At 71.8% G+C, this 12,752-nt stretch carries 8 protein-coding genes; 2 read left to right on the top strand and 6 right to left on the bottom strand.

From position 1 onward, the window contains the following. Positions 1-75: 75 nt before the first annotated feature. Complete coding sequence (polA, locus tag AB0H37_RS27615) at positions 76-2,766, top strand: DNA polymerase I (protein ID WP_329092989.1); 2,691 nt, start codon at positions 76-78, stop codon at positions 2,764-2,766. Between the two features lie 495 nt (positions 2,767-3,261). Here polA and AB0H37_RS27620 read toward each other — a convergent pair whose 3' ends face one another. From AB0H37_RS27620 to AB0H37_RS27645, 6 genes are all read right to left on the bottom strand, one after another. Then, positions 3,262-4,962 (bottom strand): ABC transporter ATP-binding protein, encoded by a 1,701-nt coding sequence (locus AB0H37_RS27620; RefSeq protein ID WP_360616213.1) that lies wholly within the window; start codon positions 4,960-4,962, stop codon positions 3,262-3,264. Between the two features lie 7 nt (positions 4,963-4,969). Beyond that, positions 4,970-6,757: an ABC transporter ATP-binding protein gene (locus AB0H37_RS27625; RefSeq protein WP_360616215.1), complete on the bottom strand. Its 1,788-nt coding sequence runs from the start codon at positions 6,755-6,757 to the stop codon at positions 4,970-4,972. Beyond that, entirely contained in the window at positions 6,758-7,807 is a 1,050-nt protein-coding gene (locus AB0H37_RS27630) for an iron-siderophore ABC transporter substrate-binding protein (protein WP_360616217.1), read from the bottom strand. It lies immediately after the preceding gene. An 81-nt stretch (positions 7,808-7,888) separates the two neighbouring features. After that, positions 7,889-8,782, bottom strand: coding sequence for an ABC transporter ATP-binding protein (locus tag AB0H37_RS27635; protein ID WP_360616219.1), 894 nt, complete (start codon positions 8,780-8,782; stop codon positions 7,889-7,891). Continuing rightward, positions 8,779-9,849 (bottom strand): iron chelate uptake ABC transporter family permease subunit, encoded by a 1,071-nt coding sequence (locus tag AB0H37_RS27640; protein WP_360616221.1) that lies wholly within the window; start codon positions 9,847-9,849, stop codon positions 8,779-8,781. Before AB0H37_RS27640 ends, AB0H37_RS27635 begins: the two co-directional genes overlap by 4 nt. Further along, the gene (locus AB0H37_RS27645) at positions 9,846-10,913 is read right to left on the bottom strand and encodes an iron ABC transporter permease (protein ID WP_360616223.1); all 1,068 of its coding nucleotides are present in this window, start codon (positions 10,911-10,913) and stop codon (positions 9,846-9,848) included. Before AB0H37_RS27645 ends, AB0H37_RS27640 begins: the two co-directional genes overlap by 4 nt. Before the next feature lie 685 nt (positions 10,914-11,598). Here AB0H37_RS27645 and AB0H37_RS27650 point away from each other — a divergent pair. Further along, positions 11,599-12,624 carry a polysaccharide deacetylase family protein gene (locus AB0H37_RS27650; protein ID WP_360616225.1) on the top strand — a complete coding sequence of 342 codons (1,026 nt, stop codon included), beginning with the start codon at positions 11,599-11,601 and terminating at the stop codon, positions 12,622-12,624. Positions 12,625-12,752: the final 128 nt, after the last annotated feature.

The raw sequence follows: 12,752 nt of genomic DNA on the forward strand, positions 1-12,752 counted from the left end.
CTCCGGGCTCGCGCCGTCGGTGTCAGTCACTTACGCCTCCACAAAACTGTCGTACGCGCAGACTAGAGTCCTGGTGTGGCGACCTCACCAACGACCCCTGACAAGCGCGACCGGCTTCTTCTGCTCGACGGCCATTCCCTGGCCTACCGGGCGTTCTTCGCATTGCCCGTGGAGAACTTCTCCACGACCGACGGGCAGCCGACCAACGCCGTGTACGGCTTCACCTCGATGCTCATCAACGTCCTGCGCGACGAGCAGCCGTCCCACATCGCGGTGGCGTTCGACCGCTCCGAGCCGACGTTCCGGCACGAGCAGTACGTGGAGTACAAGGCGGGCCGGCAGAAGACGCCCGACGAGTTCCGCAGCCAGGTCAGCCTGATCTTCGAGGTGCTGGACGCGCTGCGCATCCCGCGGCTGTCGGTCGCCGGGTTCGAGGCGGACGACATCATCGCCACGCTGTCCGTCCAGGCCACCCGCGCCGGGATGCAGACCCTCATCGTCACCGGCGACCGCGACGCGTTCCAGCTGGTCGACGACTCGGTGACGATCCTGTACCCCATCCGCGGCGTGTCGGAGCTGGCCCGGATGGACCCGGCCGCCGTCGAGGCCAAGTACGGCGTCCCGCCCGAGCGCTACCGCGAGCTCGCCGCCCTCGTGGGGGAGAGCAGCGACAACCTGCCCGGCGTGCCCGGCGTCGGCCCGAAGACCGCCGCCAAATGGCTCACCAAGTACGGCGACCTCGACACCCTCGTGAACCGGGTCGGCGAGATCAAGGGCAAGGCCGGCGACAACCTGCGCGAGCACCTGTCCGGCGTGCTGCGCAACCACCAGATCAACAAGCTCGACTGCGAGGTCGGCCTGGAGCTGGCGCCGCCGCAGCTGGCGATGGGCCAGTGGGACCGCGACGAGATCCACACCCTGTTCGACTCGCTGCAGTTCCGGGTCCTGCGCGAACGGCTCTACTCCTCGATCTCGGCGGCCGAGCCCGAGGCCGAGGAGGGCTTCGACGTCGAGGTGGAGGCGCTCGAACCCGGCGCGCTCGGCGCCTGGCTCGACGCCAACACCGCCGAGCGGATCGGCGTCGCCGTCACCGGCACCTGGGGCCGCGGCACCGGCGAGATCACCGCGCTGGCGCTGGCGTCCACGAAGGGTCCCGCCGTCCACCTCGACCCGGTCGAGCTGATCGAGGACGACGAGCGCGCCCTCGCCGCCTACCTCGCCGACCCCGCCCGCCCCAAGGCGATCCACGAGGCCAAGGGCCCGATGCTGGCGCTCGCCGCGCGCGGCTTGCGGCTGGAGGGCGTCACCAGCGACACCGCGCTCGCCGCCTACCTCGCGCTCCCCGGCCAGCGCACGTTCGACCTCGCCGACCTCGCCCTGCGCTACCTGCACCGCGAGCTGCGCAGCGAGACCGAGGACTCCGGCCAGCTGACCCTGGACGGCTCCGGGGAGGAAGAGGCCGCCGAAGCCCTCGCCGTCCGCGCGCGCGCCGTCACCGAACTCGCCGACGTCCTCGACAAGGACCTCGAGAAGCGCGGCGCCACCCGCCTCCTGCACGAGGTCGAGCTGCCGCTGGTCGGCGTCCTGGCCGCCATGGAACGCGCGGGCATCGCCGTCGACGCCGACCACTTGGCGGGCCTGTCGGCGTCCCTGGGCGGCCAGGTCAAGGAACAGGAGCAGCTGGCCCACGCCGCCGTCGGCCGCGAGTTCAACCTCGGCTCGCCCAAGCAGGTCCAGCAGGTCCTGTTCGACGAGCTGAACCTGCCCAAGACCAAGCGCACCAAGACCGGCTACACCACCGACTCCGAGGCCCTCACGACCCTCCTGGAGAAGGACGGCCACCCCGTCCTGGAGCACATCCTGCGGTGGCGGGAGGTCGCCAAGCTCAAGAGCATCGTCGACTCCCTCATCCCCATGGCCGACGACGCCGGCCGCATCCACACCACCTTCAACCAGATGATCGCCGCCACCGGCCGGCTCTCCTCCACCGACCCCAACCTGCAGAACATCCCGATCCGCACCGCCGAAGGCCGCCAGATCCGCGAGGCCTTCGTCGTCGGCGACGGCTACGAGTCCCTCCTCACCGCCGACTACTCCCAGATCGAGCTGCGCATCATGGCGCACCTGTCGGAGGACGACGCCCTGCTGGAGGCCTTCGGCTCCGGCGCCGACTTCCACACCATCACCGCCTCCCGCGTCTTCGGCCTGCCGCCCGAGCAGATCGACTCCGAGCTGCGCGCCCGCATCAAGGCCATGAACTACGGCCTCGCCTACGGCCTGTCCGCCTACGGCCTCTCCCAGCAGCTGCGGATCTCCCCCGACGAGGCGCGCGGCCTCATGGAGGAGTACTTCGAGCAGTTCGGCGGCGTCCGCGACTACCTGCGCGACATCGTCGCCAAGGCCCGCCAGGAGGGCTACACCGAGACCATCCTCGGCCGCCGCCGCTACCTGCCCGACCTCAACTCCGACAACCGCCAGCGCCGCGAGATGGCCGAACGGATGGCCCTCAACGCCCCCATCCAGGGCTCGGCCGCCGACATCATCAAGGTCGCCAGCCTCAACGTCGACCGCGCCCTCCGCGACGCCGGCCTCACCTCCCGGATGCTCCTCCAGGTCCACGACGAACTCGTCTTCGAAGTCGCCCCCGGCGAACTCGACGACCTGAAGACCCTCGTCAGCACCCAGATGGCCGACGCCTACGAACTCCGCGCCCCCCTGGGCGTCTCCATGGGCACCGGCCGCACCTGGCAGGACGCTGCTCACTAGTTTTTTTGCTTTTTTCTCCTCCTTCGGGCCTGGCGGCCCTCCATCGTCGATAAAAGCGGGCGATCGCTGGCATCGCTTCGTCTCGCCTTGCGGCTCGCTGCGCGATCAGATTCTTGCTTCGCTCGAATCTGCCTTCGGACGCGATCGCGGCTGTTGAGGTTGTCGCGGGGTGCGGTGGGGGGCTGAGGTTGTTGCGGTAGTGGGTGCTGGTTGGTGTGGGGGGCTTGCCTGGCGGCTCGCTGCGTGGGCGGATTCTTGCTTCGCTCGAATCTGGCATTCCGCGCGATCGCGGCCTGTGAGGTTGCGGTGGTGGTAAGAGCTGGTTGGTGGGTGGGGCTTGCCTTGCGGCTTTGCTGCGTGGACGGGTTCTTGCTCGCTCGCATCTGCTTTGGACGCTGTCGCGAGTGTTGGGGGCGGTTGGGCGCTTGGCCGTGAAGGGGCCGGCCGCCTTGGGGGCGGGGTCTGTCGTGGCGGGGGTCGGGGTCCGGGGGTGCTTCAGCGGGCCAGTGCTTGGCGGTAGGCCTCGTCGGTGGCCAGGAGGTCGCGGTGCGTGCCCTCCGTGGTGATGACGCCCTCGTCCAGGACCAGGACCTGGTCGGCGGCGTCCAGGAGGGCGGGGCTGCTGGTGATCACGAGAGTGGTGCGGCCCCGGCGCAGCCTGGCGATGTTGCGTGCGACGAGCTGTTCGGTGACCGCGTCCACGGCGGTCGTGGGGTCGTGCAGGACGAGGACGGGAGCGTCGGCGGCCAGGGCCCGGGCAAGGGACAGGCGCTGGCGCTGCCCACCGGAGAGGTCCGCGCCCCGGTCGCGGACGGGGCGGTCGAGCCCTTCGCGGTGGAGGGCGACGACGTCGGTCAGCAGGGAGGCCTCGACGGCCTCGGAGACCATCCGGGCGGTGCCCGACGGGTCGATGTTCGTGCGGAGGGTGCCCGCGAAGATCTCCGCGTGGGACGGGTTCACCAGCAGGTGCTCGCGAAGCGCGTCGACCGCCAGGAGCGCCGCCTCCCGCCCGCCGACCCGCACCGCGCCCTCGAACGCGCTCGGCGGGACGTCGCCGGCCAGGACCGACACCAGGTCGGTGACCGAGCGCTGCCCGTAGGCGGTGACGGCGACGAACCGGCCTGGGGGCACGTGGAACTTCAGCTTCCGCAGGGACCCGTACTGGACGCAGTCGACCTCGAGGCCGCCGTCGGCGGCGGGACGATCCGAGCCCGGGGTCGCCACCGGCGGCGCGGCCAGCACCAGGGCCATCCGCTCGGCGGACGCGCGAGCGACCATGACGTACTTCGGCATCTCCGAGAAGAGCTTGAGCGGCTCCATGATGAACTGCGCCAGGCCGACGGCCATGACGAGTTCCCCGGTGGTGATCTGGTCCCGGAACGCGAGCCGACCGGCCATCAGGGTCACGGCCGTGGCGAGGACCATGTTGAGGGCCACCGCCGTCCCCGCGTACGCGCCGTTCGCCCTGGCGACGGCGATCGCCTGGTCCCTCGCCTCCCCGCTGACCCCGCGGTAGGACCGCAGCGCCGCGTGGTTGCCGCCGAAGCCGTGCAGCGGGCGCAGGCCGGTGATCAGGTCGGCGACCTTCGCGCCCGCCCGCGCCACCCGGGCCTGCTGCTCGCCGGTGCGGGTGCCGATGCGCCTGGACATCACGCTCAGGACCGACAGGATCCCGACGGTTCCCACGATCACCAGCAGGCCGAGGCCCACACTGGCCGTCCCGAGCGCGACCGCCGCGATCAGCACCGCGACCAGCGAGCTCACCAGCAGCGGCACCACCTCGATGATGTCGGCGGTCTGGTCGGCGTCCTCGGTGGCGATCGTCAGCACCTCGCCGGACTTGAGGTCGGCGTCCCTGGCCACCGGCTGGAGCCCACAGGCCGCGACCCGCACCCGCCAGCGGTGCGCCTCGGTCGTGTTGGCCCTCTGCAGGACGCGCATCCCGAACCGCCACGAGAACGACACGGTCGTGATGATCGCGGCGAGAGCGGCGAACGACAGGCCGAGGGCACCGGGGCTCCGGTCCCGGAGCGCGTGCTCGACGATCAGGCCGAGCGCGATGGGGAAGGCGGTCTCGCCCGCCTGGTACATGCCCATGAGGACGGTGCCCCAGGCCATGGCGCGGGCGTTGCGGCGCAGCGCGGACCGGAGGATTCCGGCTCCCGTGCGGGGCCCCGGGCCGTCCGGGGTGGTCATCGTGGGCTCAGCCTCCCGTCCGCCAGGCCCGCCACAGCCGCGCGTACCTGCCGCCGAGGGCCACCAGTTCTTCGTGCGCGCCCTGCTCCACGACGCGGCCGCCGTCCAGCACGGCGATCCGGTCGGCCATCCTCGCCTGGGTCAGCCGGTGCGCCACGAGCAGCGTCGTGCGGTCCCGGCACGCGGCGAGGACGGCCCGCTCCAGCTCGGAGGCGCCCTGGCTGCCCGCCTCCGCGGTCGACTCGTCCAGCACCACGACCGGGGACCGGGTCAGCACCAGGCGGGCCAGGGCGATCTGGGTGACCCGGGTGGCGTCGAGGCGCTCGCCGCCCTCGCCGACCAGGGTGTCCAGCCCGGCGGGCAGCGCGTCGACCCATCCGTCCGCGCCGACCGTGCGGAGCGCGTCCCTCAGTTCGGCGTCGGTCGCCTCCGGCGCGGCCAGCCGCAGGTCGGCGGAGAGCGGGCCGGAGAAGACGTGCGTCTCCTGCGTCAGGATGCTCACCAGCGCGCGCGCTCCGGCCTCGTCCAGTCCGGCGAGGTCGGTCGGTCCGATGCGCACCGATCCGGCCTGCGGGGTGCCGATGCCCGCGATGAGCGCGGCCAGGGTCGACTTGCCCGCGCCGGTCGCGCCCACCAGAGCGAGCGACCCGCCCGCCGGGATCGTCAGGTCGACGTCGCGGAGGACGGGCTCGTCGGCTCCGGGATAGGCGAACGTCAGCCCCTCGACCGTCAACGGGTACGCCTCGGTGTCCGCCGGCGCGTTGGCGGCGCCCACCAGCCGGTCGTCCGCGGCCTCCCCCAGCACCCCGACCAGCCGGGTCAGGCTCGCACCCGACTTCTGGGCCTCGTCGAAAGTGAACAAGATGGCGCCGAGTGGGTTGAACAGGCGGTGGAACAGCAGCGGGGCGGCCGACACCTCACCCAGGCTGGCGGCGCCGGCCTCCAGCAGGGCGTACCCCACCGCGATGATCAGGACCAGCCCGATGAACTCGGCGCGGTTCTCTCTGCCGACGAACCGGCCGAAGAGGCGGAACACCTCGATGCCGATCTCGCGCACCCGCCACGACTCGCGGGTGACCTTCGCCTGGAAGGCGTCCTCAAGGCGGTACGCCCGGACCGTGCCGATCCCGTCCAGGCCGCTGATCAGCTCCTGCGCCCGGTCGGCCTGGGCCGTCCGCTGCTTCGCGTAGAGCGGGGCCGACCTCGGCAGGTACCAGCGCAGGGCCAGCGCGTACGCGGGCAGCGCGCCGAGGCCCGCCAGGCCGAGCCGCCAGTCGAGGCCGAACATTCCCGCGGTGGCGATGGCGACCAGCACCCCCGCCGAGAAGACCGTGGGGACGGCCGTGCGGATGCCCTTCGACAGGACGGCGACGTCGTCGCCGACCCTGGAGAGCACATCGCCCCGGCCGGCCTGCTCGATCCGCGTGCTGGGCATGGCGAGCACCGCCCGGACGGCGCCCTCCCGCAGCCGCGCGAGCAGGTCCGCGCCGAGCCGGCCGACCAGGTGCGTCGACGCCGCGGAGGCCGCCGCGGCGAGCGGCGCGCCGGCCGCCATGAGCACCCCGATCGTGATCAGGATCGATTCCGGCCCGCCGTCGGCGACCCCGTCGACCACCCGTCCGAGCAGCAGCACGGGCAGCACCTGGAGCGCCGCGCCGGCCACGGTGGTGAGGACGGCGGCGGACGTCGTCCACGGCGTCTCGCGGCAGCGCGCCGCGACCCATCGGGCGGCCTCGCGCCCGGTCGCCGTGTGCAGGGCGGCCGGGGCGAGGCGCGTGCCGGGGGAGCTCAGCACCTAACCGGCCGACTCGACGATCGCGTCGATCGCGTACGGCAGGGACGGCAGGGTGCTCTGGGAGATGGCGGCGCCGACCGCCGGCCCCTCGCTGTCCAGCAGGTACGACACCTTCCCGCCCTTGACGGCGGAGAGGTTGGCGAACAGCTCGAACTTCCTCAGCGCCTCCTGGTCGGCCTTGTCGTTGATGACGAAGACGCGGTCCACGTCGACGAGGTCGATGCGCTCGGGGGACAGCACGGTGAAGAACTTGCCGCCCGCGATCTTGTCGATCTCCGTGGCGCCCTTGAAGCCGATGCCCGACACCAGCTGTCCGCGAACGTCGGTGGTGGTGAAGGGCGCGACCGAGTTCTTGTACCAGGACAGCACGACGGCGGTCTGGCTCCCGAACTCCGGGTGCGCCTTGCGGGCGGCGGCGAGCCTGGCCTGGACGTCGGCGACCTTCTTCCTGCCCTCGGCCTCCTTGCCCAGGGCCTTGGCGATCTGCACCGCGTTGTCCTGCCACGGCGCGCTGAACGGCTCCTTCTCGGCCTTGGTCCGGCCCACCGTCGGGGCAATCTTGGAGAGCTTGTCGTAAGCGGCCTCGTCGATCTCGGAGTAGACCGCGATGATCAGGTCCGGCCGCAGGGCGGCGATCTTCTCGAAGTTCGGTCCGGAGTCGCCGTTGGTCATGACGACCTCGGGCCGGGCGTCGCCCCACTTGACCTTCACCCAGGGCCACTGGGTGTTGATGTCGGGAGTCTGGCCCGGCGGGTTCGGGTACTGATCGACCATGCCGACCGGCCTGACGCCGAGGTCCAGGATGGTCTGGTCGTCGGTGTAGCCGACGGAGACGACCCGCTCGGGGGCCTTGCTGATCGTGGTGGAGCCGAACGCGTGCTCCACGGTGACCGGGAACACGCCGCCCGCGGCGGCACGGGCGCCGCCGCCCGGCTCGTCGGCCGAGCCGGAACCGCATCCCGCGAGGAGGCCGGCGCCGAGGATCGCGGCGGACAGTGCCGCCGCCAACCGCCGCCAGGATGCCGTGAGTGTCGTTCGATGGGGGGTCATGCAGGATCCTCGCTTGTGCGCTGTCCGCTACGACCTGGTGTTGGGGGTCGGTCGTAACGTAGTAGGTAAGGGAAGGCTAACCTAATTCATGGAACGTTCCGATGGGCCGCCGCGTCCCGCCCGGGCGTGGGCGCGGCCGATCGGAACGATGAGCGGCCGGTCTCCCACCGGGTCGTCGATCACCTCGGCGCGCAGCCCGAACGCCTCGCCCAGCAGCTCGGCGGTGATCACGTCCCTCGGGTGCCCCTGCGCCAGGATCGACCCCGCCCGCATCACGACGAGGTTGTCGCTGTAGCGCGCGGCCAGGTTGAGATCGTGGAGCACCATGACCACGGTGCGCCCCGACTCGTGCAGGTCGTCCACGAGGTCCAGGACATCGATCGCGTAGGCCAGGTCGAGATACGTGGTCGGCTCGTCCAGCAGCAGGAGGTCGGTGCCCTGCGCCAGGATCATCGAGATCCAGACACGCTGGCGCTGCCCGCCGGAGAGCGTGTCGACCGGACGATCCGCCAGATCCGACACCTCGGTCATGGCGAGCGCGCGCTCCACGACGTCGGCGTCGTCCGAGGACCACTGCCGCAGCCAGCTCTGGTGCGGATGGCGGCCCCTGGCGACGAGGTCGGCGACCGTCAGTCCCTCCGGCGCGACCGGCGCCTGCGGCAGCAGGCCGAGCTTCTTCGCCACGTCCCTCGTCCGGAGCCCGGCGATGTCGGCGCCGTCCAGCACGACCGCGCCTCTGGCCGGTCTGAGCAGGCGCGACAGGGTCCGCAGCAGGGTCGACTTCCCGCAGCCGTTGGGCCCGATGATCGTGGTGATCACCCCGGACGGGATCTGCACGTCGAGTCCGTCGATGACCGTCCGCCCGCCGTAGCCGACGGCGACGCCCCTGGCGGCGAGCCGCGCCGCGCCGTCGCCGGATCCGGCCCGCCCGGCGGCCGCGAGATCCGGTTCGCCTTTTCCGCGCCGCGCCATCATGCCGCCTTCCTCAGGTTCGCCCGCACCAGCAGATACACGAGGAAGGGGCCGCCGATCGCGGCGGTCACCACGCCGACCGGCAGAGCCGCCGGCAGCGCGGTGCGCGCCACCAGGTCCGCGCCGGTCAGCAGCGACGCCCCCACCAGGCCGGAGGCCGCCAGCGGCGGCGTCGGGCACCTCGCCAGCCGCATCGCCACCTGCGGCGCCACCAGCGCGACGAACGGGACCGGGCCCGCCGCGCTCACCGCCACGCCCGTCAGCAGCACCGCGCACAGCAGCATGACCGCCCGCACCGCCGAGTACCTGACGCCCAGGCCGGCGGCGACCTCGTCGCCGAAGTGCATCGGCCTGAACTGGAACGCGGCGCCCGCCACGACGGCCAGGAGGACGAGCGTGCAGCCCAGCGCGGTCCAGACCTGGTTCCACGACCGGCCGTCCAGCGAGCCGACCAGCCACACCTGGGCCCGGGCCACGTCGGTGATGTCGGCCGTGACCAGCAGCCAGGTCGTGACCGCCTGCATCAACGCGCTCACCGAGACGCCGATGAGGACGAGCCGGAAGCCGTCGATCCCGCGGCGCCACGCCAGGAGATACACCAGCAGACCGGTGCCGAGACCGCCCGCGAGCGCCGCAGCGGGAAGCCCGACGGATCCGGTGACCGCCGCGGTGGCCCCGCCCGACACCGTCAGCAGCAGCACCGCGACGGCGCCGGCGCCCTGGGTGATCCCCAGGACGTCCGGGCTGGCCAGCGGGTTGCGCGCGAGGGACTGGGTGATCGCACCCGAGACCCCGAGCGCGACCCCCACGACGAGCCCGGCCAGGGCGCGCGGCAGCCGCAGGTCCATGATCACGAATGTGTCGAAGCGCTCGCCGCGGCCGAGAAGCGTGGCGACCACCCGGGGCAGGCCGATCGGGAAGTCGCCGGCGCCGATGGACAGGCAGAACACCAGGAAGGTCGCCGCCGTCAGCAGCAGCGTGACCAGGACGGGCCAGGGCCGCCAGACGAACGACACCCGGCCGAGCCGCACGCCCGGCGCCACCGGCCGCTTGAGGTCCGTCCCGCTCATGCGGTCCTGAGCCTTCCGCGCCACACCAGGGCCGCGAAGAACGGGGCGCCGAGGAGCGCGACGACGATGCCCGCGTCCAACTCGCCCGGCCGCGCGACCAGGCGGCCCGCGATGTCGCAGACCAGGAGGACGACGGCGCCGAGCAGCCCCGCGTACGGAACGAGCCAGCGGTAGTCCGGACCGGTCAGGTGACGCGCCACATGGGCCACCATGAGCCCGAGGAACGCGATGGGGCCGCACGCGGCGGTCGCCGCGCCCGCCAGCAGGGTGACGGCGACGATGCCGACCGTCCGGCTCCGCGCGATGTTCACCCCCACCGCCCGGGCGACGTCGTCACCCAGGCTGAGGAGGTTGACGGCGGGCAGAACGGTCAACGCCAGGACGAGCCCGACCACGACGAACGCGGCCACCGGCCAGATGACGCGGAATCCCACACCGGCCACCGAACCCGCGTTCCAGAACCGCAGCGCGTTCAGCGATTGCCGGCCCGACAGCGCGACCGCCGTGGTCATCGCCGCCAGGAACACGGTGACCCCCTGCCCGGCCAGCGCCAGCGTCAGCGGGTTGCCGGCCCCCCGCCCGATGCTCGCCAGCCCGAACACCACGGCCCCGGCCGTCGCCGCGCCCAGGAACGCGAACCAGACGTACTGGAGCGGGCTGGTGAACCCGAAGAGGGAGATCGCCGACACCACGGCGAACGAGGCGCCGGAGTTCACCCCCAGCAGGCCCGTGTCGGCGATCGGGTTGCGCGTGCACCCCTGGATCAGTGCCCCGCCGGCCCCCAGGGCGGTGCCCGCCACGATCGCGAGCACCGTCCGGGGCACCCGCACCGTCTGCACGATGAGCCTGATCTGGGTGAGCCGCTGATCGGAGCCCGGCGCCGCGAACAGCCCGTCCCAGACCTCGCCGGGGCTCAGCGCCCGCGCTCCGACGGCCAGCGACGCCGCGCCCGCGGCCGCGAGCACCGCGACGAGCACGCCCAGCCCCGCGACGCGCCGCCTGCGCGCCGCCGCGACCCCGGCCCCGGGACGGGCCGCGGGCGGCTTCCTCGTGACCGCGCTCATGTGCGCCCGCCGAGCCCGGTCAGCACGCTTTTCCTCCGATATCGGCCGCCAAATGAGGGAAGCCTAACCTAACGTGATGTGACCGGCCGCTTCGCCCTCGATCCGTGGCGGCGGCGCCCCCCGCCGAGCCGTGCGGCCAATCTGCCCGCACACCTGTGCGCGGCTCGACTCGGCCCTCGTGTGCGTCAAGCCCGTTGGGGGGATCGCGGGGGACCGACGCCGTCGTGTGACGCCCGGTGAGTTCGGCGGACCGAGCTCTGATGGAGGCCGGGCCTTCCCTTGCTGACCGGTTCTTGCGAAGCGCAGCGATTTCGCCTTATTTGCACCGTTTGGGTTGTTCTGTTCCTTTAACGATGACCGCTCCGTTCGCACGCCCTTTGTGGGTTGGCGAGTCAGGGGTTTGCGGTGAGCCGTTGTTTTTCGGGGGTGGGTGGGTTTTACCGGGGGTTTCCGGACTTGGTCTGTTGTGGGGCGGGGTGCGGGTGGAGCGTGGGGATCATTCGGGTACGCCAGTTGGTGTCCGTAGATGTCCGGGGGGTCGTACGCTGTCCTCCTGGTCCTGTTCGGGTCGACCGGCGGGGGTGCCGTGCCTCTCCTTCACAAGATCGCTGGAGTTGTGGTCGTCTGCGCCGTGGTCCTGGGGCTGACACTTCCCGGGGGGCGGAAGGAACATCGCAGGGAGAATGTGGCGGAGCGGGCTGGAGCCGCGTCCGAGGCGACGCCCACCGCGCGGGCGGCCAAGGCGGGGATCGCGCCATTGCCCGGGGCTTCGGCGAGCGCGACGCCTTCGGTGACGGTGTCCACGCCCATTCCCGCGGCGGCGGCGGGGGCGGTCGCGGTCAAGGCGAACGAGCTGGGGCAGATCCCGGTGCTGATGTACCACCGGATCATGAAGAAGCCGGAGCTGTCGCTGGACCGGTCGAGCAAGGAGCTGTACGACGAGCTGACCGGACTCGCCAAGGACGGCTACCACCCGATCACGGCGGCCGAGTTCGTCAGCGGGCGGATCGACGTGCCGGCCGGCCGGCATCCCGTGGTGCTGACGTTCGACGACAGCACGCCGGGGCACTTCGGGCTGGACCCGCAGGGCAACCCGGCGCCCGACACGGCCGTGGCGGTCATCGAGCAGGTCGCGCGGGAGAACCCGGGATTCCGGCCGGTCGCGACGTTCTACCTGAACAAGGAGCTGTTCGGGATGGACGACACGCGGGCCGCCGCCGGGTTGGGGTGGCTCCGGCAGCACGGGTTCGAGCTCGGCAACCACACCGTGTCCCACCCGAGCCTGTCCGGCATGTCCGAGAAGGGCGTGCACAAGGAGATCGGCGACATGGAGGACCGGATCGTCCGGCTCACCGGGACGCACACGACGACGTTCGCGTACCCGTTCGGGGCCGTCCCGAAGAAGAAGGCGTGGGCCGAGAAGCAGGACGGCCGGTACGCCTTCCAGGGGATCTTCCTGGCCGGGTGGCGCCCGTCGATCTCACCGTTCGACGCCGACTTCGACCGGTGGAACATCGACCGGGTGCGCTCCGAGGGCAAGATCAAGGAGAACGACTGCACCAAGTACTGCTCCACGGCGTGGCTGGAGTACCTGGACAAGAACCCCGATGAGCGGTACACCTCTGACGGAGACCCGAACACCGTGACGTTTCCCAAGGCGGCCGAAGACCGGATCGCCAAGCGGTACCGGGGCTTTGCGCGGATGTACTGATCGCCGACGTCACCGGTGGATTGACCACGGGGGTTCGGTCCCATATCCTGATCGCTGCGCTGTGGGCCTGCGCGCGCTTCGGACGGAGCAGGCTCGCGCTCGGTCAGGTCGGCGACATCGGTTCGGTT

This window comes from Actinomadura sp. NPDC023710 (genome assembly GCF_040639875.1).
GTDB classification, from domain to species: Bacteria; Actinomycetota; Actinomycetes; order Streptosporangiales; family Streptosporangiaceae; genus Spirillospora; species Spirillospora citrea.